Genomic DNA, 20,545 nt, shown 5'->3' on the forward strand with positions numbered 1-20,545 from the left:
AGGTGCTTTTGCGCGCGTTAACTATGGCATAAAGAGGTGAACCATGTTTGACAAATTTACCGACAGGGCAAGAAAAGTTGTGGCATTTGCCAAAGAAGAGGCGCAGAGGCTGGGGCATGATTATGTGGGTACGGAACACATTCTGCTTGGGATAATAAAAGACGGCGGAGGAATGGCCGCTGCTGTTATGGAAACTTTAAATATAGACCTGGAAAAACTTAAACTTGAAGTGGAAGAAAAAATAGTGGATTCCGCCACTTCCACCATGCTTGCCGGTGAAATTCCTTTCACTCCCGTAAGCAAAAGGGCGTTTCAGTACGCGGCTGAAGAGTCGCAGCTTATGGGGCACAATTACATAGGCACAGAGCACATGCTGCTTGGGCTTTTAAAAGAAGAAGACGGGCTGGCTTCGCGCGTGCTTAAAGAAGTCGGGGTCAATTACAAAAAAGCAAAAGAAATGACAATTAATATCCTGGGCACAAGTTCGCCGGCAAAACTTCCCAATTTTCAGGGCGCTGCCGTTTCAAAAACCGCAACACCCACACTTGATAATTTTGGGCGTGACCTTACAACGCTGGCGCGTGACAACAAGCTTGACCCTGTCATCGGCAGGGAAGACGAAATAGAGCGCGTTATTCAGATATTAAGCAGAAGGACAAAAAATAACCCCGTACTTATCGGCGAGCCGGGAGTGGGCAAGACCGCTATAGTGGAAGGCCTTGCGCAGAAAATAATAAAAGGCGAAGTGCCGGAACTGCTTTTGAATAAAAGGGTCGTGACTTTGGATCTGGCATCTGTTGTGGCCGGCACCAAATACAGGGGTGAATTTGAAGAAAGGTTAAAGACCATTATTAACGAAGTAAGGCATTCCAATAACACCGTAATTCTTTTCATTGATGAACTTCATACAATTGTAGGCGCGGGTGCAGCCGAAGGCGCTATTGATGCGTCTAATATGTTAAAGCCGCCGCTTGCAAGGGGCGAATTTCAGTGTATTGGAGCAACCACTTTGAACGAGTACCGCAAACACATAGAAAAAGACGGGGCGCTGGAGAGGCGTTTTCAATCCATAATTGTAAAAGCGCCGTCCATAGACCAGACTATAGAGATAATAAAAGGGTTAAAAGACAAATACGAGGCGCACCACAAAGTGACATACGAGGATGAAGCCATAGAAGCGGCCACTAAACTTTCTAACAGGTACATCACAGAGAGGTTTCTGCCGGATAAGGCGATTGATTTAATTGACGAAGCGGGAGCCAGGGCAAGGTTATACGCCACGACCCTTCCGGAAGATATAAGGGAAGTGGATAAGGAAATAGAGAATGTCCGCAAGGAGCTTGAATCTTCGGCCAAAGCGCAGGAATATGAAAAGGCGGCGGGGTTCAGGGATAAAATAAATGAACTTAACCGCAGGCGCGTGGAAATGAAGAAAAAGTTTGACAATAGCAAGGCTAAAAAAGTGCCGGTGGTAAAAGCGGAAGACATAGCCTATATAATATCCAAACAGACAGGCGTGCCGCTTTACAAACTTGAAGAAAAAGAGTCAGAAAAACTTTTAAAGATGGAAGAAGAGTTTGGCAAAAGGCTTATAGGGCAGGAAGAGGCCATAAAGGCAGTTTCCAAGGCAATAAGGCGCTCGCGTTCCGGGATGTCTGATCCTAACAAACCCATTGGTTCGTTTATTTTTTTAGGGCCTACGGGGGTAGGAAAAACAGAAATGGCAAGGTCGCTTGCCGACATTCTCTTTGAAGACAGGGAAGCGCTTATAAGAATAGACATGTCTGAATACATGGAAAAATTTGCCGTGTCGCGTTTAACAGGGGCGCCTCCCGGCTATGTGGGTTTTGAAGACGGAGGCCAGCTTACAGAAAAAGTAAGGCGCAGGCCGTATTCGGTTGTGCTTTTTGATGAAATAGAAAAAGCGCACCCGGAAGTTTTTAACATCCTTCTTCAGCTTTTAGAAAACGGAAGGCTTACGGATTCCATAGGAAGGGTGGTGGATTTTAAAAACACTGTTGTCATCATCACTTCAAATATAGGGTCAAAGCATATTGAAAGAAGCAAGACTCTTGGCTTTTCCCGTGAGGCTTCCGGAGAAATTTCCTATGAAAAGATGAAAGAGCACGTTATGGAAGACCTGAAAAAAGCCATGAACCCGGAGCTTCTAAACCGGGTGGATGAAATAATTGTTTTCCATCCGCTGGCAAAAGACGACGTGGGCAAAATAGTGGATATTATGCTTGTGGATGTATTAAAGCGCCTTGGTGAAAAAGGCATGGAAGTGAAAATATCCGATTCAGCCAGGGAACTTATCGCGGAAAAAGGGTTTAACCCTATGTATGGGGCAAGGCCGTTAAGGCGTTCCATACAAAGCCTTCTGGAAGACCCGCTGGCGGAAAAGATACTTGAAGGCAATGTGAAAGGTTCAAAGAAAATAGACGTGGAAAGGGAAGAAGAAAAGCTGGTATTTAAGGATAAACCTTGAAAGTATTAAGAAGCGTTTTTACGGTACTGCTTACCGTTACAGCTGTGCTTGCGGCGGTATTGGTGATAGCTATGAAAAGCGGTTTTATCACTGATTATGCCAAAGATTACGTGGAAGCCGAACTGTTTAAGGCGACCGGAAGAAATATCCATGTAGGCGCCATAAAGCTTGGGTTTGTGGATAATATAATAATAAGCAATGTGTCAATTCCGGCCGCAAGAACAGCCGCTGTTGCCGGGGAAATTGCATCCATAAAAAAAGTGATAATACGCTTTAATTTTGTTGATTATTTTCTGAAAAAGAGAAATATGGAAACGCTGTTGTCGCATATTATTGTGGACGGGCCTGCGGTAAACATAGAAAAAGATAAAGGCGTGTTTAATATTTCAAGGTTTTTTGAAACCCCCTTTCCGGAGGTTTCTCCTTCATCGGGCGGCATGCCCGCGCTTCCTGTTAACCGCATACTCATAGAAAACGGCGTTATAAAATATTTTGATGCTGATAAAAATTTCAGCACCCGCATTTCTTCCTTAAAAGGCTCTTTTACCCTGGTTGATAAAAACAGCAGGTTTAAGATATTTCTTGCCGGAAAAACACCCGGAAGCGACAGAAAAAATTTCAGCGTAAATTACAGTCAGCCGTTAAACGGCGGTGATTTTGGCGGCGTATTATCGCTTAAGGATGAACTGCTTTCAAACTGGGCGGAATATGTATCGCAGCCGGGACAGATACGCGTTAACGGGGGCAAAATATCGCTTTTGGCAAAGATAACAGGCGCGGAGTTTAAACCCGATAAAATGAAGATTTCTGCCAACGCAGCCATGCAAGGCGGAATGGTGCAGTTTATAAACGGGCCTTATCTTGAAAATATAAGCGGCGTTTTAAATGTTGAAAATTCCGCGGCCGAAATTACAGGCATAAGTTTTGATGTTTACGGCGGCAAAGGTATTATAAAAGCGAAAGCGTCTGATATTTATGAAAAACCTTTTTATGACGGCGTATTCAGTCTGTCGGAAATAAAAGCGGAGCAGATAAATAAAGACATCTTAAGCGGCAGCTTAAGGGCTGCTTTTAATTTTAAGGGCTATCAGGAAGATTTAAAGGCGGAAGGCGGGCTGTTTTGGGATAAAGGGGCGCTGTGGGATGCCCCCATAAAATCGCTTAGGGCGGACCTGTCATATGATGCGCAGACGTTAAATCTGAAAAGTGTTTCGGGGACGGTGGGCGGCGGAACACTTGGAGGGAAGGGTAAAATTCAGCTTGCAAAGGATAAGAAAATAGACCTTGGCATAACTTTAAGGCAGCTGCACGCGGAAAAAATAAGCTCCGGCCGTGAATTTGCCGGCATAGCGGATATTAACTTCAACGCTTACGGCACGCTGGTAACGCCGGGTGCGTCGGCTTTGATAAAGTCGGGGATGCTTTCGTTTAAAGGCAGCGAAATCAGAAATGTCACTTCGGCTTTTACTTTTTCAAAAGGGTCTTTTAAAGCGGTTAATTCAACTGTTTTTGATTACGGAAAATACAGCGCGCTTAAACTGGACGCGGGGATTACGGTGAAAGATGATATTATATCCGCCAGTACAATGACGCTTAAGGATAAAAATAGCACGCTTGTTAAGGTGGCCGGTGATTACGGCATAAAGACAAAACAGCTTAACGTAAACGGGCAGGTAAACGGCCTTGTAATTTCAAAGGCCGATATTGCATATTTCAGAGGCAAGGATATTGACGGTATTATAAACGCGCTGCTTGAAATAAAAGGCGCCGTTGATTCCCCGCAGATAGCGCTTGATGTTAAGTCTGACAGGCTGGAAATAAAAGGGCAGAAATATACCGTTAAAGGCAGGGCTGAACTTGCGAAAAACGAGCTTAAAGTAAGCGGCGTGGATTTTTCGGGAGGGTTTAAAGGCAGCGCGGAATTTTCCCTTAAAAATAAACTTTTTCAGATTAATGCCGATATTAAAGGGTTAAAAGGCGGGGTGGTTAAGGAAATTACCGGAATTGAATTTATTGATAACAGTGTTATAAACGGCGGAATGCTTGTGAAAAAAGAGGCCACCGGATATGGCGGAAAAATAGGGGTGGATGTTAAATACGGCAGCGGAATTTACCGCAGTATTGAATTGAAAGCCCAGGGCGCTGAAAATCAGTTCGCGGTTGAAAAATTTGACGTTAATCAGTCCGAAGGTTCGCTTGTATCTTCGGGCACATGTACCGTGACAAACGGGTCCGATGTCGCGCTGCACATGAACGGCCGGATGAAGAATTATCAGATTAACCGGGCTTTAAAGGCGGATGCGGCGTTATCAAACAGCATTGTGCTGAACCTTGCTGAGGATATGGCCGGAATTTTTTCCAAATTTAAAGCTGAAAATATTTATTTTAACGGTAACGCAGTTCCGGTGCTTGATGTAACGCTTAGGGGCAAGAAGGGGCAGGACGGAGAGTTCAGGGCGTCATGGGGAGAAACTTATTCTGCCGCAGGAAAATTTATTTACGGCGATAAGCCGCTGATAGACGCGCTGATTAAAATTAAAGACGCTGACCTATATCCCGTTTACCGGCTTGCGGGTTTAAAAAGGGACGGGCTTGCAAAGGATTCGCTGTTAAGGGGGGAAATAAAGGTATCCGGTGAGGCGAAAAAGGCTTCTGTAAACGCCGAAATAGTGCAGGATACAGGGCTTATAAAACTTAACGGAAAAATGGCTTTTGATGTAAAAGGCGATAAAATAAAAGCGCGTGAAATTTCCGCGGATTATAATGTTGTTAATATGGATATTAAAAAAGCCGCATCTATTTTTGACAGCGGGTTTGAAGGTTCGGGAAGGTTAAATGGCAGCGGAAAGCTGGGCGGCAGGCCCGGCAAACTTGAGGCTTTGGGTGATTTTCTGGCTGTGGACGGCAGAATTGCGGGTATGGATTTTAACGATCTGGAAGTGAAATATGCCTATAAAGACAGAAAACTTTTTCTGGAAAAAGCCCTGCTGTACTACAGAAAGACTTCATTGGATCTGGCGGGAAGTACGGTAACTTTTGCGGATGATAAAACGGTTTTCACCGATATTAAAATGCAGGCACTTGATTATAAACTGCAGGGCAACAGGCTTAACGGATACCTTGGAATAGCCGGCAGGCTGGTTACCGGCGACAACGCCCTTTTTGACGGTTCGTTTGCGGGCGACGGTTTTCAGTTTAAAAATCACACTTTTAACCCGTTTATCATAAAGGTAAATTATTCAAAAGACGGGCTTCTTTTAAATACAAGCAAAGGGGCGTACAGGTTAAAGGGCGATATTGGTTTTGAAAAAAAATGGACGGACATAAGAAAGTTTGAAGCATTTAATCAGGCGGGTGTAAAAGTAATTAATGCTTCCGGCAGGATAATGTCCGACAGCGGTGATTCCGCTGTTGATATAAACTGCCAGGAACTTGATCCGCAGCTTATAGACGGCCTTATAGGGCTGGGTTTTTCGTGGGAAGGCACTGCCGCGGGAAATGTAAAATTATCCGGAAACGGCAAAGAAGGAATAGGCCTTACAATACAGGTGGCAATAAAAAATGGAAGTTTCGCGGGGATTGAATTTGATGTTTTATCCGGCGTGCTGTCTTTAAAAAATGACTGGCTTGACATGTCGCCGATTGGGCCGATTATATTAACCAAAGATGATAAATATGAACTGACCCTTGGCGGAAAGATACCTGTGCCTATGACGGAAGAAGCGGCGGAAAAGATGCGCGGTGAGCAGATGGATTTAAAAGCGCACATAAAAGACGGAGATTTGTCTATTTTAAAATTTCTTGGTTTCATTGAAGAAGCGCAGGGTGTTACCAATCTTACCGCGCGTATTACCGGGACAAAAGAATTTCCGTCAGTGACAGGCAAGATAGACGTAACGGACGGAAATATAAAGCTTAAATATCTGTTTAAAGAGTTAAGCCACGTTTACGCTAACATACTTATAAGGGACAATGTAATAGATATATATGACCTTAAGGGGGATACGGAACGCGGTACAATTAAGATACAGAACCTTGACGAGAAAAAAGGCGGCATCATGAAGTTTGTCCGCCCGGACGAGGTAAACTGGCGCATAACCAATATAGGCGACAGGATAAGGTTCACGGATACACCGTATATGGAATTTTTACGCGGCGACGCGGATATTGACCTTGCCATGACCGGCAAACTGGAAGCTCCTTTTATTAAAGGCACCATTAAAGCTTCTGACTTTACCTACCTGTATCCTATTAAGAGCAAAACAAAAGCAGGCGAGGATACCACAATAAAAGACGAGGATAATTTTGCCAAAAAAATAACGTGGGATGTGCAGTTAACCGGCGGGGACAACGTAAGGTTCTACAGCAATTACCTTAATAATTATGCTGATGTTTATATTAAGTTTGGCGCTTCCCCTCTGCTTCTTCAGGATAAGGGTAACAGCATGAAGCTTACAGGAAATTTAAATATTATAAGAGGCGTTTATAAATATATGAACACGGATTTTATAGTGGATGATTTAAGGGAGTCCAAGGTGGTTTTTGACGGCTCTACAAGGCCGGTCTTGGATGTCTTTGCATCTGCTAAGTTCAGAAGAATGGAAGTATATAAAGCAAACGGGCAGACAGAGACGATGGACCTTAAGGTTAATCTGCACGCGTACGGAAAGGTGGGCAATTTAAAGATAGACCTCACTTCTGACCCTATCCTGCCGGAAATAGGAAATGACTATAACAGGCTGCTTTACATAGTTACAGTGGGCAGGGATATGGGGGATACTACAAATTTAAAACCTGAAGATTTTACAAAAATGGCGGATGCCATAGCAAGTTTCTGGATAAAAAAAGGGACGGAACAGATTCAGGTGTTTTTACCTGTCTCTGTTTTAAAGATAGACGCCAAGCTTTCTGAAATTGTAGGTCAGGGAACGGATTCTCCCGAGAGCACAACAAGAACCGCGGAAAAAAAGACGCTGGCAGAAGTGGAAATAGGGCAGTATATAACAGATAAGTTTTATCTTGGCTACACGGGAAAACTTGTGGACACCACAGGGATTATGGAAGAAGCGCAGTCAGGGCTTGATTTTGAACATACGCTGGGTATGGAATATACCCTTGATGATATTAATAAACTTATCTTCCATAAGTCATTCGGAAACCCCTATCTGGGCGGCGATGAACTTTATCTTGGTTATGAATTAAGGTGGCAGTTTGACAGCTGGGGCGCAAAACCAAGGCCGACGCCGGCGAAGTAAAGTAGCTGGGCAGCTGGGCAGCTGGGCAGCTGGGCAGCTGGGCAGCTGGGCAGCTGGGCAGCTGGGCGGCTGGGCGGCTGGGCGGCTGGGCGGCTGGGCGGCTGGGCGGCTGGGCGGCTGGGCGGCTGGGCGGCTGGTTTGGTTCTGGTAGGCGCACCCTTTAGGGTGCGGTAGTTGATTTAGCCCGCGGCAGTTGATTTTATTTATGGGATATTGGATAACAGTTTATGGGATAAATCTTTTAGGAGGTTATCATGAAAGAACGTTTGATGTTAATAGCGGGCGGAGTGGATAAAAAAGGCGTGGTATACGCCCTTACTACCATCCTTAAAAAATTCAGTTTCAACATTGAAGACTCATCCATGCTTATGTTAAGAAAGACTTTTTCCATGATAATGCTTTTATCAAGCGATAAAAAATATGATAAAGGCAAATTCTCCGGCGAGATTTCAAAATTTATGGACAGGTTTAACATGACGGTTGATATAAGGACTATATCAGAAAAAGAGATGAAAGAAAGCGCAGAAAAAGGGTGTGTGTATTCGGTTTCTATAAGCGGGGCAGACAAGCCCGGCATAGTGAATGGGATGACAGAAGTGATATTTAAAAATGGCGGTAATATAATAGACCTTGAAACAAAAAGCTCGGAGCGCGTAAAACCTCATGCGTATTATATGTTTATGGAAGTGTGCGTAAGCACTGATAAAGCCGGGAAAAAACTTGAAGCGGCGCTTAAGCTTAAAGGTAAAAAGTTAGGCGTGCATGTGACAATGGAAAAGGTGGAAGAAGCGGTTCTATGAAAATTCACCAGTTTCCTGACCCTCTGTTAAGGGAAAAATCGTTTTTTATAAAAGAGATGGATGATAAAACAGCCGGTTTTATGGAACGCCTTAAAGACAGAATGTATGTCAGTAAAGGGTGCGTGGGTGTCGCGGCTCCGCAGGTGGGCGAACTTAAAAGGATAGTTGTGGTTGATGCCACAGGGCATAAAAAAGTGCCTGTTTCTCACGGCCTTCTTTTAATGGCAAATCCGCAGATTCTGCAGGTTTCCGGCAGTACAATAAACAGGGAAGGTTGTCTAAGCGTACCGGATTATACGGGTAATGTGGAGCGCGGAGATTATGTTAAGGTGAAATATATGGATAATAATGGGGAAGAAAGAATAATTGAAGCGCACGGTTTTGAAGCCGTTATCTTTCAGCACGAAATTGACCATTTGGACGGAATCCTCTTTATAGACAGGGTACAAAACACCAAACGCGACCTTTTCCCAAGGAAATCATATTAAATGAAAGACAAGAAGAGTTTATATCTGTTAACCCTGTCAATGGAACTTTCTCTGCCGGTAATTGCGTGGCTGGTAATATTCTTTGTGGAAAAGAAAAAATGGTTTGATATTATCAGCATATCTCCTGTTGCTGTACAGCTGTTAGCCGGCACGGGGATAGGTGTTCTTCTTGCGTTTGCGCTGAACTATCTTGTGCGGATTAATTACTTTAAACCGGTTCAGGAATTGCTGGGTTCGTTATTTAAAATGTTTGATATAAAGCTGACGGATATGATTATAATCGCGCTGCTTGCGGGATTTTGTGAGGAAATCCTGTTCAGGGTGGTATTGCAGCAGTACTGGGGAATATGGCTGACGTCATTTGTGTTTATATTAATACACGGTTATTTTAATCCTAAAAGCGTAAGCATCTCGGTCTTCGGCGTTATTATGTTTTTGTTAAGCGTGGTAATGGGGTATTTATACCAATATATGGGTTTTTGGGCAGCTGTTTCAATGCACGCGGTTTATGATGTGTTAGCGTTATATCTGTTTAAAAAGTATATATTTATAGGCATAAAACCTGTTGACAACATCTAAACCATAGGATAATATATAAAATCTATTGAGCATACAATTTAATAAGTTCCCTGGTAGCTCAGTCGGTAGAGCATGTGGCTGTACACGCGGCGCGTAAGCGCCGAAATTAGCAGCCCTCATCGGAAACGTTGAGGTGAAAAGCGGGTAAATTCAGGGAAACCCCTATGGGGCAATCCTGAGCCAAGCCTTGAACTGAAAAGTTCATTGAAGGTGCAGAGACTAGACACCCGCCGCCTAAAGCAGAAATGCCATGGTGATGGTATAGTCCGACTCTCCAAGTAATTGGAGTCAGATCGTAACCACAGTGTCGCAGGTTCGAGTCCTGCCCGGGGAGCCAAAAATAAAAAAGGCCAGCTTAAACGCTGGTCTTTTTTATTTTTATGCACTCCGTGCCGGGCAGGACTTGAGTCTTGCAATATTTGGTATGTTTTTTTACCCCATACCCCGATTGTCTTCTCGCATCTTTTTCCTTGTTAATTGAAAGAGAGGTGATAAAATGAAAATAATTTAAAGGAACAAAAGGGGCAAAAATGAAAAGGATAATTCTTGGGATTCTATTAAGTATACTTGTTTTTTGGTCTGCTTTCTTTTTCTTAGGTACCTGTATCTGGTTTTTATTATCCTCTTATGGAATATTAATAATTTCAGCTATTTTTTCAATTGTTTCCTTTGTATTGTTTTGGTTCAAATTTGATCGTTTTATCGTTGTGTTTTTACTATTAGTAATTTTTCCGATAATAGCTTTTTTCCTTTTTTTCGGAATTCCAATTCTGACAAATCTAGATAATCCTGCTTCCATTAGATCTGTAATGCCAGATATGTTTACAACTCCCACATTTTTTATATTTGTACAAAAAAATCAATCGGTTTTCGCTTGGTTTCGTACTTTTATTGAAATGTTGATATCTTTAATGTTAATGATTATATATTATATCAAGTACTATCCGGAAAAAAGACTAGAAATTTTTTTTATTGCTATTTTTTACTCTGTTTTAAGTTTGTTCTATATCCCCGGAGTTGATGTGCAGATCTTCTATGTTTTTTTCGGCATCGTACCTTTTTAGAAGTCTATTAATGCAATTTAATAACCTGTTAGGTTCTCCTTCCATCAAAAAGGTGCGAGAATCATATGATTTGGTAAGCCATAAAATGAAAAAGCCCAGCATAAAGTTGGGCTTTTTCATTTTATACCCGGGAAGGACTCGGATGGAATCTGCCGCGTCCTGCGGACGAAAAGCGCGCGGGAGCGCGCAACAGGCAGATTCCGGGGGTCGACGAGCCGCAGGTAACGGTGAGGTGCCCGAGTCCTGCCCGAGGGAATTTAGCTGGCCTTTTTACCCCATACCTCGATTGTCTTCTCGCATTTTTTTCCTTGTCAATAGAAGCAAGAGTGATAAAATATATTTGTAATAAAAAGCAAGGGAGGGCGAGAATGAAGAACTTAAGAATTGTATTATCAGCATTAATTTTATTTGTGTTGTTAACCGGATGTCTGGCATCTATTCCTATAAAAATTAGCGGTGAACCTGAGTCGCCGATTTTTACATTTAGCAAAAGACGTATGCCGTTTTTTGAAGTTCAGGCATATTCGAGCTTGAAAAAACAATGGATAACAGTATGGTCTATTGTATATGATTGTCCAAATGAAAACGTTGATGATGATTGTGGTGGAAATGTAATAGAAGAAGTTAGATTTGGAGAAGTTCCGAAAGGTTATAAAGAAGAGGTGAAAAAACCTCTAAAGCCGTGGGCTAGTTATAATGCGGGATTTAGTTATCCGGGAGGGTTTTGTCACGGAGAGTTTTATGTTGGCGATAGCAATGGGAAAATGATATTCAAGTTAACAAATTTTGAAAACAGGGATATCTTACAGATGATGAGTGATTATAAATGAGAGAGCTTCGTTTGTGGAAAGTCTTTTTTTTGGTAATGATGTTGTTTATATGTAATTCTTTTTTAATAAATGCTTCGGATTGTTCATATGATGGATATGTATCGTTGCAACATAAATTATCTTTTATGAAAGAAGAAAATCCTGGGATTCTCACGCTTTTGCATGAGCGAAAACTAATAGGCAATCAGATATCGGTGTGGAGTGTAGATGTGTCCTCGGACATGATGTATATTGCATCGGCGGGTAATGATTCAACACTCTATTTATGGGATAGCAATACAATGAGACCATATAAAGAGTTAATTGGGCATAAAAGAGCTATAAATTCTGTTTCTTTCTCGCAGGACGGAAAACGATTAGTATCATCAAGTGCAGATGGTATTATAAAGACGTGGAATGTATCCGATGGTAAGTGTATTAACACAATATCAGGACATGAAGATGTAGCTTGGTGTGTGAGTTATTCGCCGGATGGAAATAGGATTTTATCTGGTGGGTGGGATGCTTATATTAAAATATGGGACGAAAAAACAGGCAATCTTATAAAGACATCTGAAAAGTTAGAAAACGGGAATGCTATATGGACAGCGGTATATTCGCCTGACGGGGAAAGCATAGCGTCAAGAGGAAAAGGTAACAGCATTGATATAAGGGATGCAGAAACGCTAATGATAAAACGAACATTAAACGGGCACAGCAATACAGTTTATGCTTTGTGTTATTCGCCAAATGGTAAATATCTTGCATCGGCCGACGGGGATGGTTATATCAAAGTGTGGAATGCTGAAAATTGGAACCAAGTGTATTCATGCTTGGGACATGGACATCGGGTGTATTCATTATCATACTCGCCTGATAGTAAATATCTTGCATCGGGAAGCCTTAATTGGAATATACGTTTATGGTATATGTTAGACGGAACGATGTTGAGTAATTTTCAAATAGATGATAATTATATATTTTCTGTAAAGTTTGCACCTGATGGCAAGAGTGTTGTTGCAGGGTGCGAAGATGGATATGTAAGAATTGTTGATGTTAATACTAAATAAAACAGGTTATAAAAAGTGAATTCAAGTGCGTATCATTTTCACGAATTTTGCAGGTCTTCAACCTCCCCTGACATAAGGAAAGTGCGGGAATTGTATTTTATATGAATTTTTCGCGCAGGACTAAAATGGAATTTGCCGCGTCCTGCGGACGAAAAGCGCGAGAGCGCGCGACAGGCAGATGAGGGCTATAGTGCCCGGAGGGTAGGTCGATGAGCCGCAGGTAGCGGCGAGGTGACCGAGTCCGTGCGTGTTTAATCGCTCTTGAAAATGTACACTTAAATGCTAAAATGTCTTCAGCGGAGGGAATGTGAAAAAAATAATGTTTATTTTAACGCTGCTTGGATTATATACAGGCCTTTTTGCAGATACGGCAATGCCTAAAAATGCTTCGGAAGAAGACTCCGCAAAGCGGGTAAATATAACCGAATTGAATCAGAAGCAAATAGAGAAAATAATTACAGATGTCTATCCTGATGCAATATCGAATACAGTAACTTTGGGAAATATTTTTTCCGGGAAGAAAAAAATTGTTTTTAAAGAACTTAAAGTCATTAGTAACATATATAATCGGGATGCTAAATTTGTGATAGTGTTTTCTTTGCGAGATCCCGGAAGTAACTGGTTGGAAAATGGAGTGATATTATTAGGACGGGATAATAAACCTATTTCTTCGCTGCGTGAAGCATCAAGGGGAATGGCAGAATTTGAAATTGCTGACCTTGGATGTGGCGAAGGAACTCAAATTGTTATGAGAATAAATGAGGGTTGGGCGGCAGGAGATAGTGTAGAAAAATTGATTATTTTCAATATTAATTCAAAAAATGAAATAATCAAGGTTATTGACACATACGTCTCTGTTCCTGCTAATAGCATGGGTAATGACGGTGAGGGATATGTAATTAACGGCGAAATTCAATATTCGGACTGCAGGAAAAAAACGCTGAAAGATATTATAATAATTAAACAATGCGCGCATTATGATTACTATTATAAGGATGGCAGGTATCAGCGCATTGAGCTGGAAAAACAGTGGGTAAGAAAAGAACTATGGAAGTTTAATGGGAAAGTATATAAACTCAGGTCAAAGACAGGTAGAGATCCTTTAAATAAAACGATTTTGGAACGAATTAAAGATAAAGTTTTCAAATCAAAGAAAAGACATTTAATGAGCGATAATTATCACGGCGCTTAGAGGAAAATAAATGGTGGTTGAAAATGAGTAATAGATGGGGAATTCCAAAGTCCTTAGAGACTACAGTTCGGGAACGGGACAAATATTGTGTGTATTGTGGAGTTAAATTAGCATCCAATAATAGGGACGCTTCCAGAAAAAATCTGTCAACTTGGGAACACATTATAAATGATGCAAGTATTATTACACCTGACAATATTGCTTTGTGCTGTGCTTCCTGCAACTCGAGCAAAGGTACAAAATTGCTTTCTGATTGGATAAATTCAGATTATTGTAAATGTAAAGGGATAAATGGCAAAAAGGTTGCTCCGGTTATAAAGAAAGCGTTAAAATGCAATAAGTGATAATCTGTACTCCCCCATTATTTTCTCTTTGCCTCTGTAATTCAGCGGTGGTAAAATATATATAAATTATTACTTAGTGTTTTGCGGAGGAATGGATGAAAAAAATTAAGGTGTGTAAAGATGGGCCTTATCTGGTATCTGGGAATATTCCTTTGGATAAAAGTATCGCGGAAATTGGGGAGTCTGATGAGCCGGAATTCTGGATAAAAAAGGAAGATTATAAAACGAAAGAAAACTACTCTTTATGCCGGTGTGGGCATACCAAGAATCCGCCTTTCTGTGACGGGGCTCATAACGAAAAAAAGTTTAACGGTAAAGAGACCGCTGAGTTTAAGACTTTTGAAGAAATGGCAAAAACTTATAAAGGCCCGGATTTGGATTTGAAAGACGCGGAAGTGTTCTGCGCGTCTGCGCGTTTTTGCCACCCAAAAGGCGGCACGTGGCATTTAACTAAAAAGTCCAATGATCCTGAATCAAAAAAAATAGCCATTGAACAGGCGTGCAATTGTTCCGCGGGCAGGCTTGTGGCTTATGACAAAAAGACAGGAAAGCCGATAGAACCTGACTTTAAACCTCATATCAGCGCCACCGAAGACCCGCAGGCGGATGTAAGCGGGCCGCTTTGGGTTAAAGGCGGTATTCCAATAGAGTCAGCCGAAGGTAAAACATACGAGATAAGAAACCGCGTCACATTATGCCGCTGCGGAAAATCCAAGAACAAGCCTTTTTGTGACGGCAGGCATATGTAGTTTATAAGCTTCCGGAAATGTAATTCAAATAAAACAAGTGTAATCAAAAAATATTTTGGGAGGTAATTAATGAAGAAATTAGCAGCGGAATTTGTAGGGACGTTCTGGCTTGTACTGGGAGGGTGCGGCAGTGCAGTATTGGCAGCAGCTTTTCCTAATGTAGGAATTGGGCTTTTGGGTGTTTCACTTGCGTTTGGTTTGACTGTACTTACCATGGCTTTTGCAATAGGGCATATTTCCGGATGCCACTTAAATCCGGCAGTTACCGCGGGGCTTTGGGCAGGCGGGCGTTTTCCCGGAAAAGAAGTTCCGGGTTATATGCTGGCACAGGTATTGGGCGGTATAGCAGGCGCGGGTATCCTTTTTATCATTGCAAGCGGAATTCCGGCATTTAATGCGCAGGCAGGCGGTTTTGCGGCAAACGGATTTGGCGCACATTCACCCGGCGGTTATTCGCTTTCAGCCGCTATGGTAACAGAAATAGCAATGACATTTATGTTCCTGTTTATCATAATGGGCGCCACGGATAAAAAAGCGCCTGCAGGGTTTGCGCCAATAGCTATCGGTTTGGGCCTTACGCTTATTCACCTTATAAGCATTCCTGTTACAAACACATCGGTTAACCCGGCAAGAAGCACAAGCCAGGCGCTTTTTGTGGGCGGCTGGGCAATTCAGCAGCTTTGGATGTTCTGGTTAGCCCCGATAGTGGGCGGAGTTTTAGGCGGAATTGCCTATAAGTTTATAACAAAAGAATAAATCTTTAATACATTAAAATGCCATGGGTTAAAAGCCCATGGCATTTTTTGTTTATATCGGCCTGCGAAAACTTACGAAAACCCGGGAAATAAATACTCGGTTTTTGTTGACACATTGCAGCTAAGTCTTTATTATGGTTTATGTGACAAAAATGGCAAGGAGGTACAAAAATGAGTGTAGCAAGAATTAAAGAAACCATCAGGGAAGCGGCCAAACTTGTAGCCACAGAAAACCAGAGCGAGGTTGGTGCTGTAATAGCTTCTTCGGTTGAGTGGCCTATTTCGGCGTCCATCAACAAAGGGCTTGAAGGTGCAATTGCGTGTGAAAGTAAAGTGGGTTATGTTGACGGAGTTAATGGGCACCTTGTTTACAGAGGGTATGACTGCTTTCAGCTTTCGGACAGTTCCACGTTTGAAGAGACGTCATATCTTTTACTTTACGGCAAGCTTCCAAATAAGCAGGAACTAAATGATTTTAAGAATAGATTAGTTTCGTACAGGGAGCTTCCATATGAGGTTTTTGACGCGCTGCGCCTTACTACAAACATAAACACACACCCGATGATAAGCCTGTATATGGCGGTCGGCATGCTTGGCGCGATAGATGAAAAGACAGAAGATATTTCTGCCGCAAATCAGCAGGAAATATCAATAAAGCTGATAGCGCAGGTTTCTTCGCTTGTGGCTGTGATAGCACGAATAAGGGCAGGCAAAAAGCCCGTTAAGCAGGACCCTAATTTAAGCCATGCCGCGAACTTTCTATATATGATGACAGGAAAAAGGCCTGATGAAGTGGCGGAAAAAATTATGGATGTAGCCCTTATACTTCACGCTGACCATGGGATGAACGCTTCCACATTTACGGGTATGGTTGCCAATTCCACGCTGACCGACATGTATAGTTCAATTGTCGCGGCAATTACAAGTTTAAAAGGTTCGCTGCACGGCGGCGCCAATGAAAAGGTATTGTACGACCTTGAAGAAATAGGCGGGCCGGAAAATGCCGAAGAGTGGTTTAAAAAGGTAAGGGAGTCAAAGAGAAAGGTTATGGGTTTTGGGCACAGGGTATATAAAGCTTATGACCCGCGCGCCAGGGTATTTGGGCCGCTTGTACGGTTTATGGTGGAAAAAAGGCCGGAGATTAAACCCCTTGTTGACACAGCCACAATGCTTGACAGTATAATAGTCAGGGAACTTGGGAAAGAAAAAAAGATATTCCCGAATGTGGATTTTTATTCAGGGCTTATATACAAGGCAATGGGTATTGAAACCGCAATGTTTACGCCTATATTTGCGGCCTCAAGAATTTCGGGATGGACAGCAAGGATACTGGAATATCTGCCGAATAACCGGCTTTTCAGGCCGCGCGCCGTATATACCGGCGATATAAAACTTGAATATACCCCTGTGGAAAAAAGGGTCTGATTATATAATACAAATAAATTTTGTAAATATTTAAAACCCGGCACTGATAACAGATGCCGGGTTTTTCTTTTTTAAGTCTGAAACAATAATTACTGCTATAATTAGCTTAGAGGTGTTTTAAATGGCTAAAAATACGGATTTAGAAAAGTGGTTAAAGAATGTAAATACAGGAATTTTAATCAGTATCTGTATGGTTTTTTGTATATTGCTGGGGTGGTTTGGGGTTTTTGTAGAATATGAATTCACCTTTTCCATTTTGTATATCCTTCCTGTTATGGCCGCGGCGTGGTTTGGTAGAAAAAGCACAGGAATTGTAATATCTGTTTTTGCCGCCTTTGTTTGGTTTATAGGCGATTTATTCGCGGGCAGAAGCTATTCGCAGCCGTTTATACCTTATATTAACTCCTTTGCAAGGATAATAATTTTTATGGCTTTTTCTGTACTTGTTAATACGGTAAGAAACTTCCTTGAAATGGAAATTAAGCTGGCAAATGAGGATTTTTTGACGAAAATTTCCAACAGCAGGGGTTTTTTTAAATATGTGGAGATGGAATTAAAGCGCTTAAGAAGATATAAAGAACCTTTTACTATAGTATATCTTGACGTGGATAACTTTAAATCGGTTAATGACATGCATGGACACAAAGCCGGGGATATGCTGCTTGTAGATATAGCCCATATTATAAGAAAGCATATAAGGCCCACTGATATGGTGGCAAGGCTTGGCGGAGACGAGTTTGGCATCCTTCTGATAGAAGCGGGGCCTTCAAAGGCAAAAAAAATTACCGGGAAAATATACAGGGTGCTGAATGATGAAATGAAAAAGAAGTATAATTTTATTACTTTCAGTTTTGGCGTTGTTACTTTTTTAAAGGCGGCGCGTACTGTTGATGATGTTATAAAAAAGTCCGACGACCTTATGTATGACGCAAAGCACGGGGGGAAGAACAGGATTAATTATTCGGTTTATGGGTGAATTGATTTTTAAGTTAAGGGGCGTGCTCCCGCGCGTACTGAAATAACAAATCCACGGATGAATAAACTGCCGCGTCAACGAATATTACCCTTGAAAAACTTTTAAAGCCGTTATACTATAATGAACCAAATGAAAAAAATACATAAACTTCTGCAGGAGAAGCTATGGTATTAAAAAATGGATTTGATAATGAAAAGTATTTAAACGAACAGACTTCTTTCATACTTGAGCGGGTTAATAAATCGCAGAAGCTTTACCTTGAATTCGGCGGAAAACTTATGTTTGATTATCACGCCGCGCGCGTGCTTCCGGGGTATGACCCTAATGTCAAACTTAGGCTGCTGCAAAAAATGAAGGATAAAGCGGGCATCCTTATAGCAATTTACGCCGGCGCCATTGAAGTGAAAAAGATGCGCGCGGATTTCGGAATTACCTATGATATGGATGTGTTAAAACTTATAGATGATTTAAGGGAACGCCAGCTTGATGTGCTGGGTGTTGTAATAACAAGGTTTGAAGGACAGGTATCTGCCCAGCAGTTTAAAAACAAGCTGGAAAGGATGGGGGTAAAAGTCTACACCCATAAATTCACAAAGGGATACCCTACCGATGTGGATCTTATTGTAAGCGATGAAGGCTACGGCGCAAATGATTATATAGAAACGGACAAGAAACTGATAGTTGTAACCGGCCCGGGACCCAACAGCGGAAAACTTGCAACATGCCTTTCGCAGTTATACCACGACCACGTGCGCGGAATTAAATCCGCTTATTCAAAGTTTGAGACTTTCCCGATATGGAACCTGCCTTTAAAGCACCCGGTGAATGTGGCGTACGAAGCCGCGACAATAGACATAAAAGATTTTAACCTTATTGACCCTTTTCACCTTGAAGCGTATAAAGAAACCGCGGTTAATTACAACCGCGACGTGGAATGTTTTCCTGTTATAAGAAGAATACTGAAAAAAATAATGGATGAAAAAGATGTTTATAAGTCGCCCACGGACATGGGTGTGAACAGGGCGGGTTTTGGTATTGTTGATGATGCGGTAACGCAGGAAGCCGCAAAGCAGGAAGTGATAAGGCGTTATTTCAGGTGTAAGTGCGAATATATGATGGGACTGACAGATAAAGACGCGGTGGAACGCGCGGAACTTTTGATGGAAGAACTTGATGTTAAACCTGAAGACAGAAGTGTGGTAATGCCGGCAAGGCAGGCATCGCAGGACGGCGAAAAGAAAAACAAGGGCAATGAAGGAATCTACTGCGGAGCGGCAATAGAGTTAAAAGACGGAACAATTATAGCGGGCAAGAATTCCCCGACAATGCATGCGGCTTCAAGCGTGATTTTAAACGCCATAAAACAAATGGCGGAAATTCCGGATAAAATACACGTACTGGCGCCCTTTATTACAGAGTCCATAAGCGCTTTTAAGAAAGATATACTTAAGAAAAAAACAGTAAGCCTTGATCTTGACGAAACCCTTATAGCGTTAAGCATAAGCGCTGCTACAAACCCAACAGCCAAAGCCGCAATGGAAAAGTTGACGGAATTAAGGGGGTGTGAAGTTCACATATCGCACCTGCCGACACCCGGTGATGAAGCAGGTTTAAAAAGGCTTGGTGTTAACCTTACAAGCGACCCGCAGTTTTCCACGAAAAGCCTGTTTGTAGGTTAGTTAAAACAACACTCCCTGCTTTTTTAGCAGTTGTTTTAATCTCTGCGCGTTTTTTACCGCGGAGCCCGCGTGGCAGTTATTAAAAAAGATATATGTTTTTACGGCGTTTGACGCCATTTTTTTTATTTCCGGAATAAAATCCGAAAGTTCATCATCCGAATACAGGTAATTATACCTTTCTTCCATTGGCGCGTTAAACCATTTATCGCTTCTGCCGTGCAGGCGGAAATAAGCCGTACCGGAAGTTATCTCGTTAATAAAAGGCATCAGACGGGGCTGTTTGGGTTCGTCCACCGCGCAGTAGCCAAGGTCATTGCCCCTTAAAAAATCAAAGGTATCATCTTTGGCCCAGGACTTGTTTCTGAATTCTATGACAAGCGGAATTTCCTTAAAAGCTTTCCTGCAGCTGCAGATATATTCAAATGATTCTGCGGACGGGTTAAAAAACACGGGAAACTGAAGCAGTACGCATCCAAGTTTTTCCGCTTCGCGCAGCGGGGAAAGGGAAGATATGAATTTTTCAATGTCGAGAAAAGCTTTCTGTATGGACGGTTTTTTGGCGCCCAGCCGTGTATCAAAAGGGTCATGGGTAAAACCCCTGTACCCTTTGACAACAAATTCAAAATTATCCGGTGTTTTCTGTTCTATTGCGGCAATAGTTTTTTCAGCCATTATGGTGTAGTAAGACGCGTTAATCTCCAGCGTGTCAAATTCAAGCTCTTTACTGTAGTATAAAAGCTCTTCTTTTTGGGACAGGCCCTGCGGATAAATTACGCCTTTTCTCCAGTCCGGAAAAGAAAAACCGGATGTCCCTATCTTTATATTGCTCAATGCCATATTGCCCCCGGATATTTATTAATTCAGATGCTTGG

General features: G+C 42.1%; 17 protein-coding genes. 16 read left to right on the forward strand and 1 reads right to left on the reverse strand.

Features of this window, described 5'->3' with window-relative positions:
* The first annotated feature begins 43 nt into the window (after positions 1 to 43).
* The 16 genes from CVV21_09720 (at position 44) to CVV21_09795 (ending at position 19,673) form a co-directional block, all read left to right on the forward strand.
* Positions 44 to 2,488, forward strand: a complete 2,445-nt coding sequence (locus CVV21_09720; protein ID PKL91061.1) for an ATP-dependent Clp protease ATP-binding subunit ClpC — start codon at positions 44 to 46, stop codon at positions 2,486 to 2,488.
* Positions 2,485 to 7,743, forward strand: coding sequence for a hypothetical protein (locus tag CVV21_09725; GenBank protein PKL91062.1), 5,259 nt, complete (start codon positions 2,485 to 2,487; stop codon positions 7,741 to 7,743). The genes CVV21_09720 and CVV21_09725 overlap by 4 nt, the downstream gene beginning before the upstream one ends.
* Positions 7,700 to 7,894, forward strand: coding sequence for a hypothetical protein (locus CVV21_09730; protein ID PKL91063.1), 195 nt, complete (start codon positions 7,700 to 7,702; stop codon positions 7,892 to 7,894). The genes CVV21_09725 and CVV21_09730 overlap by 44 nt, the downstream gene beginning before the upstream one ends.
* Positions 7,895 to 7,997: 103 nt before the next feature.
* Positions 7,998 to 8,543, forward strand: a complete 546-nt coding sequence (locus CVV21_09735; protein PKL91064.1) for a hypothetical protein — start codon at positions 7,998 to 8,000, stop codon at positions 8,541 to 8,543.
* Complete coding sequence (def, locus tag CVV21_09740; GenBank protein PKL91065.1) at positions 8,540 to 9,031, forward strand: peptide deformylase; 492 nt, start codon at positions 8,540 to 8,542, stop codon at positions 9,029 to 9,031. The genes CVV21_09735 and def overlap by 4 nt, the downstream gene beginning before the upstream one ends.
* The gene (locus CVV21_09745; protein PKL91066.1) at positions 9,032 to 9,610 is read left to right on the forward strand and encodes a hypothetical protein; all 579 of its coding nucleotides are present in this window, start codon (positions 9,032 to 9,034) and stop codon (positions 9,608 to 9,610) included.
* Positions 9,611 to 10,140: 530 nt separating this feature from the next.
* Positions 10,141 to 10,674 (forward strand): hypothetical protein, encoded by a 534-nt coding sequence (locus CVV21_09750; protein ID PKL91067.1) that lies wholly within the window; start codon positions 10,141 to 10,143, stop codon positions 10,672 to 10,674.
* Positions 10,675 to 11,042: 368 nt separating this feature from the next.
* Entirely contained in the window at positions 11,043 to 11,504 is a 462-nt protein-coding gene (locus tag CVV21_09755; protein PKL91068.1) for a hypothetical protein, read from the forward strand.
* Positions 11,501 to 12,553, forward strand: a complete 1,053-nt coding sequence (locus CVV21_09760; GenBank protein ID PKL91069.1) for a hypothetical protein — start codon at positions 11,501 to 11,503, stop codon at positions 12,551 to 12,553. The genes CVV21_09755 and CVV21_09760 overlap by 4 nt, the downstream gene beginning before the upstream one ends.
* Positions 12,554 to 12,860: 307 nt before the next feature.
* The gene (locus CVV21_09765; protein ID PKL91070.1) at positions 12,861 to 13,745 is read left to right on the forward strand and encodes a hypothetical protein; all 885 of its coding nucleotides are present in this window, start codon (positions 12,861 to 12,863) and stop codon (positions 13,743 to 13,745) included.
* Positions 13,746 to 13,768: 23 nt separating this feature from the next.
* On the forward strand, positions 13,769 to 14,089 hold the full coding sequence (locus CVV21_09770; protein ID PKL91071.1) for an HNH endonuclease: 321 nt from the start codon (positions 13,769 to 13,771) through the stop codon (positions 14,087 to 14,089).
* A 95-nt stretch (positions 14,090 to 14,184) separates the two neighbouring features.
* Complete coding sequence (locus CVV21_09775; protein ID PKL91072.1) at positions 14,185 to 14,838, forward strand: iron-binding protein; 654 nt, start codon at positions 14,185 to 14,187, stop codon at positions 14,836 to 14,838.
* Positions 14,839 to 14,907: 69 nt separating this feature from the next.
* Positions 14,908 to 15,594 carry an aquaporin Z gene (locus CVV21_09780; protein ID PKL91073.1) on the forward strand — a complete coding sequence of 229 codons (687 nt, stop codon included), beginning with the start codon at positions 14,908 to 14,910 and terminating at the stop codon, positions 15,592 to 15,594.
* Positions 15,595 to 15,764: 170 nt separating this feature from the next.
* Positions 15,765 to 17,018, forward strand: a complete 1,254-nt coding sequence (locus tag CVV21_09785) for a citrate synthase (protein PKL91074.1) — start codon at positions 15,765 to 15,767, stop codon at positions 17,016 to 17,018.
* A 121-nt stretch (positions 17,019 to 17,139) separates the two neighbouring features.
* Positions 17,140 to 17,994, forward strand: coding sequence for a hypothetical protein (locus CVV21_09790; protein ID PKL91075.1), 855 nt, complete (start codon positions 17,140 to 17,142; stop codon positions 17,992 to 17,994).
* A gap of 164 nt (positions 17,995 to 18,158) precedes the next feature.
* A complete protein-coding gene (locus tag CVV21_09795; GenBank protein ID PKL91076.1) occupies positions 18,159 to 19,673 on the forward strand; it encodes a hypothetical protein in 1,515 nt (504 codons plus the stop codon).
* Here CVV21_09795 and CVV21_09800 read toward each other — a convergent pair whose 3' ends face one another.
* Positions 19,674 to 20,510, reverse strand: a complete 837-nt coding sequence (locus CVV21_09800; protein PKL91077.1) for a DUF72 domain-containing protein — start codon at positions 20,508 to 20,510, stop codon at positions 19,674 to 19,676. It abuts the gene before it with no gap.
* Between the last annotated feature and the right edge of the window lie 35 nt (positions 20,511 to 20,545).

The organism is Candidatus Goldiibacteriota bacterium HGW-Goldbacteria-1 (genome assembly GCA_002839855.1).
Classification (GTDB): domain Bacteria; phylum Oederibacteriota; class PGYV01; order PGYV01; family PGYV01; genus PGYV01.